Source organism: Mycolicibacterium parafortuitum (assembly GCF_002086815.1).
Taxonomy (GTDB): Bacteria; Actinomycetota; Actinomycetes; order Mycobacteriales; family Mycobacteriaceae; genus Mycobacterium; species Mycobacterium parafortuitum.
Genome location: NZ_MVID01000002.1, coordinates 271,021 through 290,566, shown reverse-complemented (window position 1 = coordinate 290,566; position 19,546 = coordinate 271,021). Strand labels below are relative to the sequence as shown.

The 19,546-nt window shown below is 67.0% G+C and carries 19 protein-coding genes; 11 read left to right on the top strand and 8 right to left on the bottom strand.

Going from position 1 to position 19,546, the window contains the following annotated elements; all coding sequences use genetic code 11:
- Positions 1-15 precede the first annotated feature (15 nt).
- Both BST38_RS04010 and BST38_RS04005 read left to right on the top strand, forming a co-directional pair.
- On the top strand, positions 16-969 hold the full coding sequence (locus BST38_RS04010) for an NAD-dependent epimerase/dehydratase family protein (protein ID WP_083141949.1): 954 nt from the start codon (positions 16-18) through the stop codon (positions 967-969).
- A gap of 3 nt (positions 970-972) precedes the next feature.
- Positions 973-2,076: a glycosyltransferase family 4 protein gene (locus BST38_RS04005; RefSeq protein WP_083141948.1), complete on the top strand. Its 1,104-nt coding sequence runs from the start codon at positions 973-975 to the stop codon at positions 2,074-2,076.
- Positions 2,077-2,085: 9 nt separating this feature from the next.
- Here BST38_RS04005 and BST38_RS04000 read toward each other — a convergent pair whose 3' ends face one another.
- From BST38_RS04000 to BST38_RS03980, 5 genes are read right to left on the bottom strand one after another with little or no spacing between them, the layout of a single operon-like run.
- Positions 2,086-3,123, bottom strand: coding sequence for a cellulase family glycosylhydrolase (locus tag BST38_RS04000; protein ID WP_237160653.1), 1,038 nt, complete (start codon positions 3,121-3,123; stop codon positions 2,086-2,088).
- A gap of 20 nt (positions 3,124-3,143) precedes the next feature.
- Complete coding sequence (locus tag BST38_RS03995; RefSeq protein ID WP_083141946.1) at positions 3,144-4,055, bottom strand: glycosyltransferase family 2 protein; 912 nt, start codon at positions 4,053-4,055, stop codon at positions 3,144-3,146.
- Positions 4,056-4,113: 58 nt separating this feature from the next.
- A complete protein-coding gene (locus BST38_RS03990; protein ID WP_083141945.1) occupies positions 4,114-4,614 on the bottom strand; it encodes a nitroreductase family deazaflavin-dependent oxidoreductase in 501 nt (166 codons plus the stop codon).
- A 9-nt stretch (positions 4,615-4,623) separates the two neighbouring features.
- Positions 4,624-5,010 (bottom strand): DUF8021 domain-containing protein, encoded by a 387-nt coding sequence (locus tag BST38_RS03985; RefSeq protein WP_083141944.1) that lies wholly within the window; start codon positions 5,008-5,010, stop codon positions 4,624-4,626.
- Positions 5,010-6,173 (bottom strand): steroid 3-ketoacyl-CoA thiolase, encoded by a 1,164-nt coding sequence (locus tag BST38_RS03980; RefSeq protein WP_083141943.1) that lies wholly within the window; start codon positions 6,171-6,173, stop codon positions 5,010-5,012. Before BST38_RS03980 ends, BST38_RS03985 begins: the two co-directional genes overlap by 1 nt.
- Positions 6,174-6,294: 121 nt before the next feature.
- Between BST38_RS03980 and BST38_RS03975 the strand changes: the two genes are divergently transcribed.
- Genes BST38_RS03975 through BST38_RS03945 form a run of 7 tightly spaced genes read left to right on the top strand, consistent with a single transcriptional unit; the run spans position 6,295 to position 13,066 of the window.
- Positions 6,295-7,554, top strand: a complete 1,260-nt coding sequence (locus BST38_RS03975; RefSeq protein WP_083141942.1) for a cytochrome P450 — start codon at positions 6,295-6,297, stop codon at positions 7,552-7,554.
- A 36-nt stretch (positions 7,555-7,590) separates the two neighbouring features.
- Complete coding sequence (locus BST38_RS03970; protein WP_083141941.1) at positions 7,591-8,619, top strand: acyl-CoA dehydrogenase family protein; 1,029 nt, start codon at positions 7,591-7,593, stop codon at positions 8,617-8,619.
- A gap of 1 nt (position 8,620) precedes the next feature.
- The gene (gene fadE29 / locus BST38_RS03965) at positions 8,621-9,784 is read left to right on the top strand and encodes an acyl-CoA dehydrogenase FadE29 (RefSeq protein ID WP_083141940.1); all 1,164 of its coding nucleotides are present in this window, start codon (positions 8,621-8,623) and stop codon (positions 9,782-9,784) included.
- 28 nt (positions 9,785-9,812) lie between these two features.
- Positions 9,813-10,763, top strand: a complete 951-nt coding sequence (locus tag BST38_RS03960) for a bifunctional MaoC family dehydratase N-terminal/OB-fold nucleic acid binding domain-containing protein (protein WP_083141939.1) — start codon at positions 9,813-9,815, stop codon at positions 10,761-10,763.
- Entirely contained in the window at positions 10,763-11,167 is a 405-nt protein-coding gene (locus BST38_RS03955) for a MaoC family dehydratase (RefSeq protein WP_083141938.1), read from the top strand. The genes BST38_RS03960 and BST38_RS03955 overlap by 1 nt, the downstream gene beginning before the upstream one ends.
- Positions 11,164-12,327 carry a 17-hydroxy-3-oxo-4-pregnene-20-carboxyl-CoA lyase gene (gene ltp2 / locus BST38_RS03950; protein ID WP_083141937.1) on the top strand — a complete coding sequence of 388 codons (1,164 nt, stop codon included), beginning with the start codon at positions 11,164-11,166 and terminating at the stop codon, positions 12,325-12,327. Before BST38_RS03955 ends, ltp2 begins: the two co-directional genes overlap by 4 nt.
- Positions 12,328-12,364: 37 nt before the next feature.
- Complete coding sequence (locus BST38_RS03945; protein ID WP_083141936.1) at positions 12,365-13,066, top strand: hypothetical protein; 702 nt, start codon at positions 12,365-12,367, stop codon at positions 13,064-13,066.
- 52 nt (positions 13,067-13,118) lie between these two features.
- Here the strand turns inward: BST38_RS03945 and BST38_RS03940 are convergent, their stop codons facing one another.
- Positions 13,119-13,961: an MPT63 family protein gene (locus tag BST38_RS03940; protein ID WP_083141935.1), complete on the bottom strand. Its 843-nt coding sequence runs from the start codon at positions 13,959-13,961 to the stop codon at positions 13,119-13,121.
- Between the two features lie 913 nt (positions 13,962-14,874).
- Here BST38_RS03940 and BST38_RS03935 point away from each other — a divergent pair.
- Complete coding sequence (locus BST38_RS03935; RefSeq protein WP_083141934.1) at positions 14,875-16,311, top strand: hypothetical protein; 1,437 nt, start codon at positions 14,875-14,877, stop codon at positions 16,309-16,311.
- Between the two features lie 125 nt (positions 16,312-16,436).
- Entirely contained in the window at positions 16,437-16,922 is a 486-nt protein-coding gene (locus BST38_RS03930; RefSeq protein WP_083141933.1) for a hypothetical protein, read from the top strand.
- 13 nt (positions 16,923-16,935) lie between these two features.
- On the opposite strand, the gene BST38_RS03925 is transcribed toward BST38_RS03930, so the two are convergent.
- Positions 16,936-17,805, bottom strand: a complete 870-nt coding sequence (locus BST38_RS03925) for an enoyl-CoA hydratase ChsH3 (protein ID WP_083141932.1) — start codon at positions 17,803-17,805, stop codon at positions 16,936-16,938.
- A 2-nt stretch (positions 17,806-17,807) separates the two neighbouring features.
- Positions 17,808-19,493 carry a 3-oxosteroid 1-dehydrogenase gene (gene kstD, locus BST38_RS03920; protein WP_083142103.1) on the bottom strand — a complete coding sequence of 562 codons (1,686 nt, stop codon included), beginning with the start codon at positions 19,491-19,493 and terminating at the stop codon, positions 17,808-17,810.
- Positions 19,494-19,546 lie beyond the last annotated feature (53 nt).

The window sequence follows — 19,546 nt, the reverse complement described above, 5'->3', positions numbered from 1 at the left end:
AACGGGGGACGGTCCATGCGGGTGATGGTCACGGGCGGTGCCGGGTTTGTCGGCAAGCAGTTGGTGCGCGTCCTCAAGGACCGGGCCGATGTGCTGGTCGCGGATCTGCTGCGCTACGGCACCCCCGACTGGCTGCAGGGCGAGTTGGACGGCTTCTCGTTTCGGCGGGTCGACATCCGGGACGCCGCTGCAACCCGTGCCCTGGTCGAGGAGTTCGCCCCGGACGTCATCGTGCACCTCGCGGCGATCCACTACATCCCCGAATGTGACAGCGATCCGGCCAACGCCGTCGCCACCAACGTCACAGGCACGGTCAACCTGCTGGCAGCCTGCGCCCCGGGAACCCGCTTCGTTTTCGCGAGCAGCGGCGCCGTCTACCGGCCCGACGAGGCCGATCACCGCGAGCTGGAGTCCGTCGTGGAGCCGGTCGACATCTACGGGCACACCAAACATCAGGGCGAGATCTACCTGCGCGTGCTCGCCGAAAGTCGCGACCTGGCAGGCGTGATCGTACGGCTCTTCAACGTCATCGGTCCGGGCGAGACCAACCCCCACCTGTTGCCCGCCATCGTCGCCCAGTTACGAGGAAACCCGGAAAGCATTGCGCTCGGCAACATATGGCCGAAGCGCGACTACATCGATGTACTGGACGCCGCGAGCGGGTTCGCCGCGGCAGCACTCGGGAACGAACCTGGGCCGGGCAAGTGCGAAATCGTCAACCTCGCGAGCGGACAACAATATTCGGTCAGTGAGATCGTCGACAGGATGCGTTCGGTGCTCAGTCTGGAGTTCGAGGTACGTCAGGACGAACGTCGGATGCGCGCGGTCGACCGGCCCTTCCTCGGCGCCGACATCTCCAGGATCCGTGACGTCTTCGGCTGGAGTCCGCAACACCAGCTCGACGAGACACTCCGGCGGATGTGGGACAACCCCGACTTCCTGCCCCAATTGGAAGGGCGACTGACCTAACCGATGGACCTCCTGTTCGACGCCCGCCACATCCGGCAGAGCGGGATCGGGACGTACATCGGTCTGCTTCTCCCCGAACTGGAGCAGACGTTCGCACAGCGCGGCCTGTCGCTGGGCGTGCTGGTCGGCGAACACACGGCGCCGACGCTGCGCGAAAGCACCACGGTGGTGGTCGAGCGCGGCGTATCGGCGATGTATTCAGTTGCCGAGCAACGTGTCTGGGATCAGGTGCTGCGGTCGGTGCGGCCACGAGGCTTCTGGGTTCCCCATTACCCGTTCCCGCTGACCATGCTGCGCCCCGCACACCGGAAGATGGCGCTGTTCGTGACCGTGCACGACACGATGCACGTGACGGACAAACAGATCAGCGGTATGAGCGCTGCGCGCAAGTACTACGCCCGCACCATGCTCGAACTGGATGCGCGCCGGAGTCGGGTGATCTTCACGCCCTCGCAGGCGACGGTCGACACGCTGAAAGAGGTCGCGCCGACGGCGCGGACCTGTGTGACCCCGATCCCGGTCGCCGAGGACTGGTTCCGGCCAGCGGACCCAGCCCTCGCCCCCGTGCCGGGACGGTACATCCTCTATGTCGGGAACTCGAAGTGGCACAAGAACCTTCCCGTGCTGATGGAAGCCTTCGAGGAGATCCGTGACGACGTCCCGCACAAACTGGTGATCGCCGGCAGCGGGGAGGCGCTGCGCGGCGGGGACCAACGGGTCACGGAGCTGGCCGCACAGATGGGCGAGCGGGTGGTGGTGATGGGCCGTCTCGATTTCGAGGTGTTGCGGTCGTTGGTGTCGGGCGCCGACCTGCTCGTGATGCCGTCCCTGCACGAAGGTGCAGGTCTGCCTCCCATCGAGGCGATGGCCTCGCACACGGCCGTGCTCGCATCGGATATCCCCTCGTTACGCGAAACCTGTGGCAACGGTGCTGATTACTTCGATCCCCGGGATCGGCAGGCGCTGGTGAGGCTGCTGCGGGCCTACTGTGGCGACGCTGAGAAGACCGCCGTACTCGCCGAACGCGGATGGCGGCACGTCGCCGCGCGGCAATCGAGCATCGACTTCGGCGCGGCCGCGCGAGCGGTCGCCGACGAGATCGATTAGCGGACTGCGTCAATCGTCCTTACGCGACGCGGCGAGTAGAAGCTCTACCGCCGCCGCTTTCGGAGCGAGGTCTTCCCGGAGTACGCCGAAATTCTGCTCGGGATCAGCGAGATCCGTCCCGCCGTCGACGAGTTCGTAGTAGATCAGCGGCCCCGCCCACGCCCACTGGTCGAGTTGCCCGCGTGCCTGGAAGAGCGTCGTCGCTTGATCTTCCTCGGATAGGGCGCGGTCAGAAGACCCGGTAGGTGCCCCGAACTCGGTGATCCAGATCTTCTTGCCACCGTCGTCGTGGGCGTTCATCACCTCGTGCAGCGCGGGGAGATCGCTGAATCCGCCCAGCCTCTGCTGACTGGGGTCAAGGGGCAGGGCGGGGAAACTGTACGGATGAGCGGCCACTCCGTCTGCGAGTTGCGCTGTGCCGTTGTCGTAGAGCAGTCCGAGGAACTCTGTCGGAGATAGACCGGGATCCGGTGCATCGGGTTGGGTGGTCAAGCCGCCGATCAACACTGTCGCGTCAGGATCGACACCGCGGATCGCATCGGCGGCGTGGCGGAACAACTCACCGTACTCATCGGCATCCTGCACCGGAGGCCAGAACTTGCCGGTGTTGGGCTCGTTCCATACCTCCCAGCTGTGCACGCCTCTCGGTGCGTAGCGTTGCACGGCCATCTTTGCGAACTGGGCGTAGTCGGACAGCCGGTCCGGCCGCTGGTGGCGGCGGATCTCCGGCGTGCTTTCTGTCGAGGACTGCGCCCAATCCGGCGTAAAGGCGATGACGCCAAGAACACTGATGCCGTGGGACTCCGCTTGATCGACCAGCTTGTCGGTGATTGTCCAGTCGTATCGGCCACGTTCGTTTTCGATGGCAGACCAGTCCAGGTCGATCCGGACCCAATCGACATCCATGGCTTCCATCAGGTCGAACTGCCGCCCAAGCATGGTGTCGTCGGCGCCTCGGAAGTGGAGGACCATGCCGATCTCAGCAGGGTTCTGCGGTTGCGGTGATTGGCACGACATCACCGCGAAGCAGATCAGGAGCAGGGACACCAGCCGTCGTGCTATCCGTGTCATCGCAGGATCGCCCGGTGGTCGGTGGCGCGGGTGAACGGTCGTCCCAGTACACCCTCAGTGCGGCCCACCAGCAGTGCGAAAGCCTCTCCCGGACCGAACTTCTCGGGTTTGCGCAGTGGCATCAGCGCTGCGGCAACGAGATTGACGGCCTTGTACCACCAAGGGTAGTGCCACAGCCGTAGCACGTACCCGTGCCCGCGCCCGTAGCTGCGCTGCTTACGCCGGCGTTCGCGCGGCGGGAGGTGAGCGAACTCGGTCTGGGCCGAGATCGCGATGTCGGGGACCCAGGTGATGGCGAAGTTGTCACGCTCGGCCATCCGCAGCAGCAGATCGGGCCCTTCGCCGGACTGCCACGGGGTGTCGGACCCAGATCCCAGTGAGGTGTTCCAGCCGCCCGCTGCCTCGAACGCGGTGCGCTCGAGCAGCGTAGCGGGTTCCATCGCGCCCCATACATTTCGTCGGGTCAGCGTCGAACCAGGCTCTGGGAGAGGGTTTCTCGGACCTTCGGAGTCGACGAGCTGTGCGGCGACCGCGGTATTCCCGGCGACGCAGTGCCGGGACAGCTGCGCGAGAGTGTCCGGCTCGATACGGGTCGTGTCGTTGGGGAACCACAGCCAGTCGACATCGGGGCCAAGCGCCGCGGCCGCGGCGTTGCGTCCGTTGGAGATGCCGCGGGGACTGACGACGGTGCGGATATCCAGCGTGCCGGAGAAGGACTCGACCAGTTTCTCCAATTGGGGGTGATCGGCCGCATCATGGTGCGCGATCGCGACGGCAGACGGGCGCAATGTCTGCGCGGCGAGGTCGCCGAGTAGTTCACGCAGTGGTTCCCATCGGCCGACCGTCGTGACGGCGACGCCGATCTTGACGCGATCCTGGTCCGGCCCCCCACCGTCCGTCTCGCCCATGCCGGAAAGCCTAGACGACCGTTCGCCGGCGGCCGGTGGGAAACGGCAGCGACGACGGTCAGGCCGGGTCGCAGATCAGGATCGGGATCTTGCGGTCGGTGTAGGTCCGGTAGTTGATGAAGTCCGGGTACATCGCGTCGAGCTTGGGCCAGTACTCGGCACGTTCGGCATCGGTGGCGTCACGCGCCACAAGCGTGAGCTTTTCGTTCTTGACCTGAAAGGTCACGTTCGGGTTGGCCTGGATGTTCAGGTACCACATCGGGTTCGTGGCCCGGCCACCCTGTGACGCGACGAGAACGATGCGGTCGCACTCACGCAGGAACAGCAGCGGGCTGTCCCGCGGCTCACCGGACTTGCGCCCGATGGTGGTCAGGATGCCCACCGGGGGCGGCGCGCTGAAGCGGTTGGAGCCGCCGCGCCATTTGTAGCCGAGCCGGCCGCCGGTCGCCTTGTAGGCCCAGGTGTTGAACTTCGACATCCACTTGATGCCGGTGCCGACCGCCTTCGAGTTGAGGCTCTCGACCTGCTTGGGGCTCAGTGGCTTGGGCGCTTCGACCATGGCGGGATCCTATCGGCTCAGGAACGGGCGGATCGAGGCGTTGATGTGGTGGATCTGCGCCCGTCCGGACGGATCGTCAGCGGGGATCAGGAACGTCTCGTCGATGCGTGCGCCGACGCTGCGGCCGGCCAGCGACGGCTTGGTCGACAGTTCGAACCGCGCCCGCACGGTGTCGCCGTCCACGGTGAACTCCGGGGTCGTGACCGACTTGATCACCTTGTACTGCAGCCCGCGGTTGAGGCTGCGGCGCAGATGCTCCCCCGAGAACCCGGTCTTGAGGCCGACTTCGACACGGGTGCAGCCCGGCGCGAACGGCACGTCGTCGGCGCGATGGCTGGCCAGTGCGCTGATGTAGCTCTGCGCCGCGGCGATGCGCTCCTGTTCGGGGATGGGCACTAGATCCGCTCGATGATGGTGCCGGTTGAAAGCGCACCGCCGGCGCACATCGTGATCAGCGCGGTGCCCTTGCCGGTGCGCTCCAGTTCGTGCAGCGCGGTGGTGATCAGGCGGGCGCCGGTGGATCCCACCGGGTGTCCGAGTGCGATCGCACCGCCGTTGACGTTGACCTTGTCCATATCGGCGCCGTGCACCTGCGCCCACGACAGCACGACGGAGGCGAACGCCTCGTTGATCTCGACCAGGTCGATGTCGCCGAGCTTCATCCCGGCCTTCTCCAGCACCTTCGCGGTCGACTGCACCGGGCCGTCGAGGTGGTAGTAGGTCTCGGCGCCGACGTTGGCCTGCGCGACGATCCTGGCGCGCGGCTTGAGTCCCAGCGCTTTCGCTTTGTCCTCGTCCATCCACAGCACCGCGGCGGCGCCATCGGAGATCTGCGACGAGGTACCGGCGGTGTGGATGGCGCCCTCCATCACCGGTTTCAGCGATGCCAGGCCCTCGGCGGTGGTGTCGCGCAGACCCTGGTCGCGGGTGACCGGAGCCCATTCGTCGGTGGGGCGCTTGTTCTCGTCGAGTACCGGCGCCGAGATCGGCGAGATCTCGCGGTCGAAACGGCCCTCGGCCCAGGCCTGCTTGGCCTTGTTCTGTGAGGCCAGCCCGAACGCATCGAGATCGGCGCGGGTGATGCCGCGTCGCTTGGCGATCCGCTCGGCGGCCTCGAACTGGTTGGGCATGTCGATGTCCCACGAGGAGGCGCGGATCAGGCCGCGGTCAGGCCCGGCGTTGGCGCCCAATCCGACGCGGCTCATCGCCTCGATGCCGCACGCGATGCCGATGTCGATGGCGCCGGTGGCGATCAGGCCGTTGACCAGATGATTGGCCTGCTGGGCGCTGCCGCACTGGCAGTCGATCGTGGTGGCGCCGACGTGCTCGGGCAGCCCCGCGGTCAGCCAGCCGACCCGGGTGATGTTGTTGGACTGCTCGCCGTACTGGGTGACGCAGCCGCCGATGATCTGCTCCACGTCGCCGGCGTCGATCCCGGCCTTCTCCACGAGCGCCTTCTGCACCGCGCCCAGGAGTTCCGTCGCGTGCAGTCCGGAGAGCCAGCCGTTGCGCTTACCGATGGGGCTGCGAGTGGCTTCGACGATGACAGGGTTACCCATTGCGTCAGGCTAGAACACGTTCCATTAGTCTGACAAGCAGCGATGCCTGCGTGCCTTTCATCTGCGGTGGAGGCATGTTTTACTGGCACTAGAACACGTTGCATTTGAGGAGCCCATACCTATGTCAGGCACGAATTCCTGTCCCATTTCGCCCGAGTTCGACTTCCTCGACGCGACCTTGAACCTCGAACGCCTGCCCGTCGAGGAATTGGCGGAGCTGCGTAAGTCGGAGCCTATCCACTGGGTCGACGTGCCCGGCGGTACGGGCGGGTTCGGGGACAAGGGCTACTGGCTCGTCACCAAGCACGCCGACGTCAAAGAGGTGTCCAAGCGCAACGACATCTTCGGCAGCTCGCCCGACGGTGCCATCCCGGTGTGGCCGCAGGACATGACGCGCGATGCCATCGATCTGCAGAAGGCCGTGCTGCTGAACATGGATGCCCCGCAGCACACCCGGCTGCGCAAGATCATCTCCCGCGGTTTCACGCCGCGTGCCGTCGGCCGGCTGGAGGATGAGCTGCGGGCCCGCGCCCGCAAGATCGCCGAGACCGCCGCGGCCGCCGGGTCCGGTGACTTCGTCGAGCAGGTCTCGTGCGAACTGCCGCTGCAGGCGATCGCGGAACTGCTGGGCGTTCCGCAGGACGATCGCGACAAGCTGTTCCGCTGGTCCAACGAGATGACCGCCGGTGAGGATCCGGAGTACGCCGACGTAGATCCGGCGATGTCGTCGTTCGAGCTGATCACCTACGCGATGAAGATGGCCGAGGAGCGGGCGAAGAACCCGACCGAGGACATCGTCACCAAGCTGATCGAGGCCGACATCGACGGCGAGAAGCTCTCCGACGACGAGTTCGGTTTCTTCGTCGTGATGCTCGCGGTGGCAGGCAACGAGACCACCCGTAACTCGATCACGCACGGCATGATCGCGTTCTCGCAGAACCCCGAGCAGTGGGAGCTCTACAAGAAGGAGCGCCCGGAGACCGCGGCCGACGAGATCGTCCGCTGGGCCACCCCGGTGTCGGCGTTCCAGCGGACCGCGCTGGAGGACACCGAACTGGGCGGCGTGAAGATCAAGAAGGGCGAGCGCGTCGTGATGTCCTACCGCTCGGCCAACTTCGACGAAGAGGTCTTCGACAACCCGCACAGCTTCGACATCACGCGCAACCCGAACCCGCACGTCGGTTTCGGCGGTACCGGTGCGCACTACTGCATCGGCGCCAACCTCGCCAAGATGACGATCAACCTGATCTTCAACGCGATCGCCGACGCGATGCCCGACCTGAAGCCGATCGGCGAGCCCGAGCGACTGAAGTCCGGGTGGCTCAACGGAATCAAGCATTGGCAGGTCGACTACACCGGCAAGTGCCCGGTTCAGCACTGACGCGCTGACAGGCTCGAAGGCTCAAGGAGGAGTCGGGTGGATTTCAGTCCAGACGAGGGGCAGCAGGCTGTCGCCGATGTGGTGACGTCGGTGCTCGAGCGTGAGAACAGCTGGGATGCCCTTGTTTCCGGTGGTGTGGCCGCGCTCGGGGTGCCCGAGCGGCTCGGCGGAGACGGGGTAGGGCTCGCCGAGATCGCGACGGCGCTCACCGAGATCGGCAGGCACGGGACGATCAGTCCCGCGCTGGTCACTCTCGGTGCCACCGCGATTCTGCTCGATCTGGCTTCCGACGAGCAGCAGGACCGGTTCCTGGCGGGCGTGGCGAAGGGCTCGGTGCTGTCACTGGCGCTCAACGAGCCCGGTGACCAGCTGCCGGCCCAGCCCGCGGTGAGCTTTGCCGACGGTCGGCTCAACGGCACCAAGATCGGTGTCGGCTATGCGCAGCAGGCGGACTGGATCCTCGTCACCGCTGACGCAGGCGTCGTCGTGGTGGCAGGCAATGCCGACGGGTTGACCGTGAGCAAGACCCCGGCGGCCAACGGCTCCGACGAGTACGTGCTGACATTCGACGACGTCGCCGTCGCCGACACCGACGTGCTGCAGGGCGGGACGGCGGCGCGGGTCAACCAGCTCGTGCTGGCGGTGACCGGAGCCTTCGCGGCGGGGCTGGTGGCCGGTGCGCTGCGGCTGACCGCCGACTATGTCGCCAACCGGGAGCAGTTCGGGCGTCCGCTGTCGACGTTCCAGACCGTGGCGGCGCAGCTGTCGGAGGTCTACATCGCTTCGCGGACAATCGATCTGGTGTCGAACTCGGTGGTGTGGCGACTGTCCGAGGGACTGGACGCCGACGAGGATCTGGCCATCCTCGGGTACTGGTTGACCTCCCAGGCGCCGCCGGCTATGCGGCTGTGCCACCACCTGCACGGCGGTATGGGCATGGACATCACCTACCCGATGGACCGCTACTACTCGTCGATCAAGGACGTGACGAGGTTGCTCGGCGGCCCTTCGCACCGGCTGGATCTGGTGGGCGCCGGCCTGGGTGAGCGAAGCGACGGGAGATAACGTGTACATCGAACTGACGCCGGAGCAGCGTCGGCTGCAATCCGAGCTGCGCGAATACTTTTCGACTCTGATCACGCCCGACGAGGCCGAGGCGATGGCGACCGACCGGCACAACGATGCCTACCGGGCCGTGATCAAACGGATGGGGTCCGACGGAAAGCTCGGCGTGGGCTGGCCCAAGGAGTACGGCGGCCTTGGGTTCGGTCCGGTCGAGCAGCAGATCTTCGTCAACGAGGCCAACCGAGCCGACGTGCCGCTTCCGCTGGTCACCCTGCAGACGGTCGGTCCGACGCTGCAGGTCTACGGCACCGAGGCGCAGAAGAAGAAGTTCCTTCCCGGCATCCTTTCCGGCGACATCCATTTCGCGATCGGTTACTCCGAACCCGAGGCCGGTACGGACCTGGCGTCGCTGCGGACCACGGCCGTCAAACAGGGTGACGAGTACATCGTGAACGGCCAGAAGATGTGGACGACCGGCGCGCACGACGCCGACTACATCTGGCTGGCCTGCCGTACGGATCCGGAAGCCGCCAAGCACAAGGGCATTTCGATCCTGATCGTCGACACCAAAGATCCGGGCTACTCGTGGACGCCGATCATCCTGTCCGACGGCGCCCACCACACCAACGCGTCGTACTACAACGACGTCCACGTGCCCGCCGACATGCTCGTCGGCGAGGAGAACGGTGGCTGGAAGCTGATCACCACGCAGCTCAACCACGAGCGGGTGGGTCTCGGCCCGGCCGGTCGGGTGGCCGGCATCTACGACCAGGTGCATGCGTGGGCGTCGAAGCCGGGCTCGGACGGCGTGACACCGCTCGAGCACGAGGACGTGCAGCGGCTGCTCGGTCAGATCAAGGCGATCTGGCGGGTGAACGAATTGCTGAACTGGCAGGTGGCCGCATCGGGTGAGACCATCGCCGTCGCTGACGCCGCGGCCACGAAAGTCTTTTCCACCGAACGCATTCAAGAGGTCGGAAGGCTTGCCGAGGAGATCGTCGGACGCTACGGCAACCCGGCCGACTCCGAGACCGCCGAGCTGCTGGACTGGCTGGACAAGATGACCAAGCGCAACTTGGTCATCACGTTCGGCGGCGGGGTGAACGAGGTGATGCGAGAGATGATCGCGGCGAGCGGGCTGAGGGTCCCGAGGGTTCCGCGATGAGCGCTTGCGCGAAGAGCAGAGTACGCCGATGAGCAGCGATCTGCAGACCGGTATCGACCAGATCAAGGCGGCGGGCAAGAGCGAACCGCGTGACGGCCGAGACCCGGTGAACCAGCCGATGATCCACCACTGGGTCGACGCCATCGGGGACAAGAACCCGATCTACGTCGACGAGGCCGCGGCCAGGGACGCCGGCCATCCCGGCATCGTCGCACCGCCGGCGATGATCCAGGTGTGGACGATGGGCGGGCTGGGCCAGGGCCGCGCCGACGACGATCCACTGTCGAAGATGATGAACCTCTTCGACGAGGCCGGATATGTCGGAGTGGTCGCGACCAACTGTGAGCAGACCTATCACCGGTACCTGCAGCCCGGTGAGAAGTTGACCATCCACGCCGAGATCACCGATGTGGTGGGACCCAAGCAGACCGCGCTCGGCGAGGGCTTCTTCATCAACCAGCTGATCACCTGGACGGCGGCCGGTGGTGAATCGGTCGCCGAGATGAACTGGCGCATCATGAAGTTCAAACCGCGGGCGGACGACAAGCCCGCGGTTCCCGAGGATCTGGACCCGGACAAGCTGATGCGTCCGGCGTCGTCGAAGGACACCAGGTTCTTCTGGGAGGGCGTCAACGCCCACGAGTTGCGTATCCAGAAGCGGCCCGACGGCAGCCTGCAACATCCGCCGGTGCCCGCGCTGTGGAAGGCGAAGGACGAGACCACCGACTACGTCGTCGCGAGCGGCAACGGCACGGTGTTCAGCTACGTCGTCCACCACGCTCCGCAGGTGCCGGGGCGCTCTCTGCCGTTTGTGATCGCTCTCGTCGAACTGGAGGAAGGCGTCCGGATGCTCGGTGAACTCCGGGGCGCCGATCCGGCGTCCGTCAAGATCGGAATGCCGGTGCGCGCAACGTACATCGATTTCCCCGACAGTGACGTCAGCCCCGCCTGGACGCTGTATGCCTGGGAGCCGGCCTGATGAGCGCCCCCGCACTCGAAGTCGGCACCGCTCTGCCGGAGTTGAAGATCTACGGCGACCCGACGTTCATCGTCTCCACCGCGATCGCCACCCGCGACTACCAGGACGTCCACCACGACCGGGACAAGGCGCAGGCGAAGGGGTCGAAGGACATCTTCGTCAACATCCTCACCGACACCGGCCTGGTGCAGCGCTATCTGACGGACTGGGCGGGTCCGACGGCGCGGATCAAGTCGATCGGGCTGCGTCTCGGCGTGCCGTGGTACGCCTACGACACCATCACCTTCACCGGGGAGGTCACCGCCGTGGAGGATGGCGTCGCCACCGTGAAGGTGGTCGGTGCCAACAGCCTCGGTAACCACGTCATCGCCACGGCCACACTCACTTTGGGGGCAGACTCATGACCGGCCTGTCCGGCAGGGCGGCGATCGCCGGAATCGGCGCCACCGACTTCTCGAAGAACTCCGGCCGTAGCGAACTGCGACTGGCGGCCGAGGCGGTCCTCGACGCGCTCGACGACGCCGGCCTGTCTCCGCAGGACGTCGACGGTCTGGTCACCTTCACCATGGATTCGAACCTGGAGACCGCCGTCGCGCGGTCGACCGGGATCGGGGAGCTGAAGTTCTTCAGCCAGATCGGTTACGGCGGAGGCGCCGCCGCAGCGACGGTCCAGCAGGCCGCGATCGCGGTGGCCACCGGTGTGGCCGAGGTGGTCGTCGCGTACCGCGCGTTCAACGAACGCTCCGAACATCGGTTCGGCCAAGTGATGACCGGCCTGACGGTCAACGCCGATTCGCGCGGAGTCGAGTACAGCTGGTCCTATCCGCACGGGCTCAGCACCCCCGCGGCGTCGGTGGCGATGATCGCGCGCCGGTACATGCACGAGTTCGGCGCCACCAGCGCCGATTTCGGGGCCATCTCGGTGGCCGACCGCAAGCACGCGGCCACCAACCCGAAGGCGCACTTCTACGGCAAGCCCATCACCATCGAAGACCATCAGAATTCCCGGTGGATCGCCGAACCGCTTCGGCTGCTGGACTGCTGCCAGGAGACCGACGGTGGGGTGGCGATCGTGGTGACCACGCCCGAACGTGCCAAGGACCTCAAGCACCGCCCGGTGACCATCGAGGCAGCGGCGCAGGCTGCGGGCGCCGACCAGTTCACGATGTACTCGTACTACCGCGAGGAACTCGGTCTGCCCGAGATGGGTCTTGTCGGCCGGCAGCTGTGGCAGCAGTCCGGACTCACCCCGAACGACATCCAGACCGCGGTGCTGTACGACCACTTCACGCCGTACACGCTGATCCAGCTGGAAGAGCTCGGCTTCTGCGGCAAGGGCGAGGCCAAGGATTTCATCGCCGGCGGCGCGATCGAGGTCGGCGGCCGACTGCCCATCAACACCCACGGCGGCCAGCTCGGCGAGGCATACATCCACGGGATGAACGGAATCGCCGAAGGTGTGAGGCAGCTGCGAGGCACTTCGGTGAACCAGGTTCCCGATGTCGAGCACGTCCTCGTCACCGCCGGAACGGGCGTGCCGACATCGGGTCTGATCCTGGGCTGACGCCCGATCCGAGACGGGGACGGTTACCCTTGGCCAGATGAGCTCCCACGAGCCGAATCCCGAGGATGACGACACCGGGCCGCTGAGCGTCAACAGGATCGGCTCGACGGCGAGCCAGCCACCGCCCCACTACGAAGCACCGGTGACGGTGAATCCGCGTCCGTCGCAGAAGAATCGGGTGCCAGTCGGTCCGATCGTGGCGGCGGCAGCGGCGGTCGTCGGTCTCGGGGCACTGGCATGGACGTTCTGGCCGACGAACGGCGGCGCGGACACGCCGGCGGCGGAAAGCCCTTCGGCCGATGAAGCCGAAGCGCAGCAGGCGGCGCAGAGATTGCAGGCGATGTTGCCCGAGGGCTATACCGCCGACGCCTGTGAGTCCGTCGCACCGTCGAATGGTGCGCTGGCACAAGTCCGTTGCACCGAGAACCACGACGTCGGCGGTCCTCTGACGGCGACCTACACGCTGGTGGCCGACCGCGATGCGGTCAAGGCATATTTCGACGAGATCGTGGCGAATATGTCGGTGGTGAACTGCCCGGGCAACATCCAGTCGCCGGGGCCGTGGCGGCGGAATGCGGACCCCGACCGGCCGGTCGGAACCCTGGTGTGCGGATTCCAGGAGAGTAAACCGGCCGTGGCATGGACGACCGATGCGGACCTCGCCGTCAGCGAGGTCCAGTCCGGTCCTCAGGGCCCCAACATGGTCCAGCTCTACACCTGGTGGTCGTCGCACTCCTGAAACGAACCGTGCCGCCTGCGGGGCAGGCGGCACGGTCGATGGTCGAGCCGGGTCAGGCCGGCGGCGCCGGGACGACGACCGTCGTGGTCGGCACCCCGGGTGCGTGCGGTACCGCGTTCTGCGGCAGGGGGGTGCCCGAACTGCCTTCAGGCGCCGCGGCGGGCGCGGGTGCCGGTGACGCTTCGGCCGGTGCGCTCTCGGGCAGCGGTGTCCCCGAACTGCCCTCCGGCAGCGGGGTACCCGAGCTGCCCTCCGGCAGCGGCGTACCGGAACTCGCGGGAACCTGTGACGGGGTTGCCTCCGCCGCGGTCGGCGTCCCCGCGGCGGGAGCCGCTTGCGGGCTCTCGGCGGCCGCAGCAGGGGCGTCAGAGGCCCCCGATGACGACGGTGACGCGGTCGTGCTGCCGGTGCCACCTGACGGGGCCGGCGGTGCCTGCACCCACAGCAGTTCCTCGTCGGCGCCGGAACTGTAGAAGACGCTGTCGGGCGCCTCGCCCGTCACGTCGAAGTAGATCTTTCCGGAGGTCTTCTGTCCCTGCGCCAGCGTCGCCGGGTTCACACCCTGCTCGGAGGCGACTCCGAACAGCACGCGGTAGGTGTCGCCGTTGGCGGCGCGCGCATTGAGGTTCGAGATGATCGGCGTGACGTCACCGGAGACCGCTTCGTCGCTGGCTGTGGCTTCCCACAGCGTGCCGACCGGCATGTACGGGATGGTGTCGGTGCTGGGCTTGAGATGGCTCACGGTCCAGTGCTGGACGACGCCGCCGTTGACGAGTTCGCCCGGCTGACCGAGCCACTGCACCGCGGGGTCCGCCGATGCCACGGATGCTCCGCCGAATGCCAATGCGGCAGCCGCGGCCGTCGTTGCGGCGGCCAATGCGGATCTGAAATTCACGTGATTTCCTCCTGTGTTCGTTGAGCGAGCAGCGAGGTCATTCCCCACCGGCAAAGTAACAGTTCGCGTGTATTGCATGACAGGTCACCTGTGCGGGCAGCGGATTGCCTGTGCTGCGAACGCAGGGAAGATGCCACGCCGAGGGCCCGGGCGTCGCTTTGCCTCATCGGCGTTTCGCGACATCCCCAAACACCCGGAACCCGGACGAAAACGGATACGGCGAATTCCATTGAATTTGCGTGGTTTCGCTTCACGGCCGGTCGTCGGCCGTTGTGAATTTCCGCCGAAACCGCTTTCCAGGAATTCCGTCGGCATGAATGGATCGAATTCGAGAATTCGGGCATCGCGGGCGCACGTGGGTAACGGGGGATCGCTCCGGGGAGCGCCTGTCTCGCGGCCCCCGTTGCGGCTTCGCCGACAGCTATCTGCCATGTGACCGCGACCGGCGATTGGAAGTCAGGCGCAAACTCTGATCCGTTTGCCCTCAATCAGTTGCTCCGAGCTGGTGCGCGACCCTGGGCCGGCAAACTCGTTTCCGGTCGACGGCCGGGCCGCCGGGCGAGGGGGCGGATCGCCGCCGGTTTCTGAGAATCAGCTATGTTTTAACAGCAGTGTTAATTGCTGGCCGGGCGGGCTTTCGGTACCCGCGGTGGCGGATTTGTGCAGATCGACTGTGACAGGTGAGGGCGCAGTGGCGCCTTCAGCTGGCGGAAGCCGCATGTTTCAGGGTGCTGAGCTGGGCGGACAGCAGCGTTGCCCGGTTAGCGGCAGGTGCTCGCGAGGTGAACGCTTGCGATCCCGTCCAGCAAAAGTTCCCACATCGTCCGGCCGCTCTGGTAAGACTTACTGGGCGTTGCCTGGCTCACAGGCTGTGGCGACCCATCCGAATGAACGAACTCAGGGAGCATGGACCATGGCAAGGCACGCCAAGAAGAGTGATCGCTCTGCGGCAATTCGTACCTATCTCGGCGCCGGCATCACCGCGGGCGTCACCGGTGCCGCGCTCGCGGGTGTGGGCACGCTGATGCTGACCGACGACGCGCCGACCTCCACCGAACTACAGGTGCAACTCGTCTCGAACGAAGAAGAGTTGCTGTGGCTCAACCTGCAGTCGGGTAGCGACCACAAGGACCGCGCCACCGCGAACGCGGCCACGCCGCTGGCCCTCGCGCAGGCGAGCGCGAACCCGGTCTTCCGGCCGATCATCGGCCCGGGCGGATGGCTGATCGGCAACGGGCTCGACGCTGCCGAGGACTGCACGGGCGACGCGTGCAACGGTGGTGACGGCGGCCTGCTCGGTGGCAACGGCGGTGCCGGCCGCAACGGCGGAAACGGTGGAAACGCCGGCTTCTGGTTCGGCAACGGCGGCAACGGCGGCGACGGCGCCGATGCGGTGTACGCCGCGAACGGCGACCGCACCTCGGCTGCCGGCCGCGGCGGTGACGGCGGCGCCGGCTCGCTGTTCGGGCGCGGCGGCAACGGCGGCGCCGGCGGCGACGACGACAACACCAACAGCTTCACCGGTGACGGCGTCAACAAGAACAACTCGACGGGCGGCCGCGGTGGTAACGGCGGCTACAGCCAGTTCGGCCAGGCCGGCGACGGCGGTAAGGGTGGCGAGTCCTGGTCGGACAACGGGTTCGCCACCGGCGGCCGCGGCGGAGACGGCGGCGATACCAGCTACGGCAAGGCCGGTAAGGGCGGCGACGGCGGCGACGGGTCCGCGTGGGCCGACGGCAAGGCCGGGGCAGGCGGCGCCGGTGGTACCGGCGGCGGCTCCGACGGCAGCGGCTCGGGCGGCACCGGTGGCAACGGCGGTAACGGTTGGGGCTACGAGGACGCGGACGCCGAGGGCGGCGCGGGCGGTGCCGGCGGTACGACGTTCACCGGCGACGCCGGTGCCGGCGGCAACGGCGGTGTGGCCGAGAGCCTCGACGGCAACGCGACCGGCGGCCGTGGCGGTGCCGGTGGCGATTCGACCGTCACCGGTGACGGCGGCGCCGGTGGTGACGGCGGCTACGGCTGGGGCGGTGTGCCCGACGAAGAGGGCGGCCCGGTCGGCGACGGAAACGGCAAGGGCGGCAACGGCGGCAGCGGCGGTAAGGGCGGAAGCCTGGTCGGCAGCGGCGGCAGTGGCGGCGACGGTGGCGACGGCCTGATCCAGAGCGGCGGCAAGGGCACCCCGACCGCGGGCAAGGGCGGCACCGGCGGATCGCGCGGCGCGATCGGCTCCAACGGTGAGAACGGCTCGGACGGGACCACCGACAGCAACGCCGGCGGGTCGGAGAGCGACTCCAACAGTGATTCGGGTTCGTCGGGCAGCGGTGGGTCGTCGGGCGCCGACGACTGACGGTCAACTGACACGACAGCGGGTTCACCGGTCATCGCCGGTGAACCCGCTGTTCGTTTCGGCGACACGCAAAAGCTTTGCCGGCTCGGCGCTTTCGTGGGGAACCCCCGGGCTATGATCGCCCGGTGTCGGATTCCCTCGCATCTTCGCGTCGCACTGGTCAACTTCTGATCGCAGCATTGGTCGTCGCCGTCGTGGCGCTCGCGGTCGCGGTCTTCGCGTTGGTGCGTTCCCCGTCCTCGGACCAGTCGTGGGGGACTGGTGGCGATCAGAGTTCCGATCCCAAGGCCCGGGTGTGCGACGCGTTCGCCCTGGTCCGCAATGCGGTCTCCCTGCAGACGAACGCCAACCTGGGGCCCGAGCCCGTCGCGGTTCAGGCGGTGGCCGCGAATGCGCGGCTGGCGACCCTCGGTGGGGGCCAGTTCCTGCTGTCCCGCCTGGACGGTGACGTGTCGTCCGATCTGGCCGACGCGGTCGCGTCGTTTGCGACGAACCTGGAGTACATCGGCATGGGTCAGCTCGCGGGCGCAGCCGCCGACGACCCGAACCAGGTCAGGCGGATGAATGAGGCGCAGACCACCGCGACCCGGATCAGCGAGCTCTGCGAGTAGTCCGCGGGCCCCGTCAGACCGGAACGAACTCCACGCCGGCCAGCGCGACGGAATCGTCGCGGTCGGGCGTGGTCACGACGGCGCTGTAACCGGCGGCCTCACCGGAGTTCTTCCACACGTTGACCCGCAGGGTCTCACCGGGGAACACCACGCCGGCCATCCTGGCGCCGTAGGACTTCAGCGCACTGACGTCGCCGTCGAGCAGGTTGTCCACCAGAGCCTTGCAGGTCATGCCGTAGGTGCACAGGCCGTGCAGGATCGGGCGCGGGAACCCGGCCGCGGCGGCGAAATCGGGATCGGAGTGCAACGGGTTGCGGTCCCCGCACATGCGGTAGAGCAGCGCCTGCTGCGGTGCGGTCGGGATCGTCAACTCGAAGTCCGGGGCACGCTCGGGTGCCGCACCCGACGTCGACGGACCGCGGTCCCCGCCGAAGCCGCCCTCACCGCGCGCGAAGATCGACCGCTTCTGGGTCCACAACAGGGTGCCCTCGGGGTCCTTCACCTCGGTCTCTGACCAGATGACCGCGGCCTTGCCCTTGTCCCAGATCTCGGTGAACCGGGTGACCGCGACGCCGGTGCCCGCGGCCGGGATCGGGCCGGGAACGGACACGGCCTCGCTCGCGTGCAGCACCTTGGACAGCTCGATGTCGATGCCGGGGAACTTCACCGCGGGCGGTTCGGTCATGTGGAAGCTCTGTGCCACGTTGCCGAAGGTGGGCAGCACCTGCGGGGTGTCGTCGACCAGATAGCGCAGCTCGCGCTTGTCCATCGGGTCGGCGCCGGCGCCCAGCCCGAGGTGGTAGAGCTGGACGTCGCTGCTCGTCCACGAGAATTCGACCGGCGCGAGTTCGGCGCCGATGGCTTCGTCGAGATTGATGGGCACGCTTATCCCTTCGCTGCTGCAATGTCTAGGGCTGCAAGATAACCGAAGGTCATCGCGGGGCCGATGGTGCCTCCGGGGCCCGGGTAGGTATGGCCCATCACCGGCGAGCTGACGTTGCCCGCGGCGTACAGTCCGTCGATCACCGAACCGTCGTCGCGCAGCGCCCTGCCGTTGACATCCGTGCGGATCCCGCCCTTGGTACCGAGGTCGCCGGGGACCATCTTGGCCGCGTAGAACGGCCCGTGCTTGATCTCGCCCAGGTTCGGGTTCGGCTTATTGGTCGGGTCGCCGTAGTAGCGGTCGTAGGCACTCTCGCCGCGCTTGAAGTCCGCGTCGACACCGGAGCGGGCGAACCCGTTGAAACGATCGACGGTGGCCTTGAACTGGTCGGCCGGCAGCCCGGTCTTGGCGGCCAGCTCGTCGAGGGTGTCCGCCTTGACGATCACGCCGGATTCCAGCCACTTGGACGGGATGCGCTGTCCCGGTTGCAGACCCGCGAAGATGTAGCGGTCCCGGTACTGCTGGTCGAAGATCAGCCAGGCCGGGATGTTCTCGCCGGGGCCCTGGCCCTGACCGTACTGTCCGCCGTACATGTGGTGGCACGCCTCCACATAGGGCATGGATTCGTTCATGAAGCGATTGCCGGCCATGTTGACGATGATCGAGCCGGGCGAATTGCGCTCCGACAGCGCGAACCACGGAGCGCCCTCCAGGGGGACCGTCGGCCCCCACCATGCGTCCTCCATGAGTTCAAGTGCGGCACCGAGCTTTTCGGCGGCAAGGATGCCGTCGCCGGTGTTGGCCACAGCACCCACCGTCCAATCGGTGGTGATCGGCGCGCGCTGGTACTTCACCCGCATCTGCTCGTTGTGCTCGAAGCCCCCGCTGCCCAGGATGACGGCGCGGCGAGCGCGGATCAGCTGCGGCTCGGCGGATTCCGGCGCGGTCGTCTTCCGGACATAGATGCCCCGGACCGCTCCGTTCTCGACGTAGAGGTCGGTCATCGCGGTGTTCAGCTCGACAGGCACCCCGGCCTCACGCAGCGCGATGCGCAGCGGCGCGATCAGGGCGCGGCCCATGCCGACGAGGTTCTTGCGCGTGGCATTGGCCCACACCGAGCGCACACCGACCTTCAGGCTGCGCAGCAGGCCGCGCGGATGGCGCTTGAGCTGGTTGAGCCGGACATAGTCCTGCTGCATCACCACCATGTTCAGCGGCACCTTGCCGTACGGCGGCTCCAGGCCCTTCTCGTCGGCGCCGAGCTTCTTGGCGTCGAACGGCTTTGGTTCCACGGAGCGGCCGGTGGGCTTGCCGCCCGGTGTCTCCGGGTAGTAGTCCGAGTAGCCCGGCACCCAGCACAGCTTCAGCGGGGAGTTCTTGAGCACGAAGGACAGCATCTCGGGGCCGCGCTCGAGATAGGTGTCGATCTTCTCGGCGGGCACCACGTCGCCGATGATCGCGTGCAGATACGTGCGGGCGGCGTCGGCGGTGTCCTTCACCCCCGCGCCCTTGAGTACTTCGTTGTTCGGGATCCACACGCCACCACCTGACCGCGCAGTGGAACCACCGTAGTGCGGGGCCTTCTCGACGACTATCGTCGAGAGGCCCTGGTGGGCGGCGGTGAGGGCGGCGACCATGCCTGCGGCGCCGCTACCGACCACGACGACGTCATACTCCTGCTCCGTCATGTAGAACACGTTATAGAATTGCCCGGCCGAACGACAACAGGGCCGGTCCGACG

What these genes read in the sequence shown, in the direction of transcription:
- BST38_RS03995 (WP_083141946.1), bottom strand. Translation starts at nt 4,055, where the DNA reads ATGGGCGAGACGGACGGTGGGGGGCCGGACCAGGATCGCGTCAAGATC.
- BST38_RS04005 (WP_083141948.1), top strand. Translation starts at nt 973, where the DNA reads ATGGACCTCCTGTTCGACGCCCGCCACATCCGGCAGAGCGGGATCGGG.
- BST38_RS03960 (WP_083141939.1), top strand. Translation starts at nt 9,813, where the DNA reads ATGAGCAGCGATCTGCAGACCGGTATCGACCAGATCAAGGCGGCGGGC.
- BST38_RS03955 (WP_083141938.1), top strand. Translation starts at nt 10,763, where the DNA reads ATGAGCGCCCCCGCACTCGAAGTCGGCACCGCTCTGCCGGAGTTGAAG.
- BST38_RS03945 (WP_083141936.1), top strand. Translation starts at nt 12,365, where the DNA reads ATGAGCTCCCACGAGCCGAATCCCGAGGATGACGACACCGGGCCGCTG.
- BST38_RS03975 (WP_083141942.1), top strand. Translation starts at nt 6,295, where the DNA reads ATGTCAGGCACGAATTCCTGTCCCATTTCGCCCGAGTTCGACTTCCTC.
- BST38_RS03980 (WP_083141943.1), bottom strand. Translation starts at nt 6,173, where the DNA reads ATGGGTAACCCTGTCATCGTCGAAGCCACTCGCAGCCCCATCGGTAAG.
- BST38_RS03990 (WP_083141945.1), bottom strand. Translation starts at nt 4,614, where the DNA reads ATGGTCGAAGCGCCCAAGCCACTGAGCCCCAAGCAGGTCGAGAGCCTC.
- ltp2 (WP_083141937.1), top strand. Translation starts at nt 11,164, where the DNA reads ATGACCGGCCTGTCCGGCAGGGCGGCGATCGCCGGAATCGGCGCCACC.
- kstD (WP_083142103.1), bottom strand. Translation starts at nt 19,493, where the DNA reads ATGACGGAGCAGGAGTATGACGTCGTCGTGGTCGGTAGCGGCGCCGCA.
- BST38_RS03935 (WP_083141934.1), top strand. Translation starts at nt 14,875, where the DNA reads ATGGCAAGGCACGCCAAGAAGAGTGATCGCTCTGCGGCAATTCGTACC.
- BST38_RS04010 (WP_083141949.1), top strand. Translation starts at nt 16, where the DNA reads ATGCGGGTGATGGTCACGGGCGGTGCCGGGTTTGTCGGCAAGCAGTTG.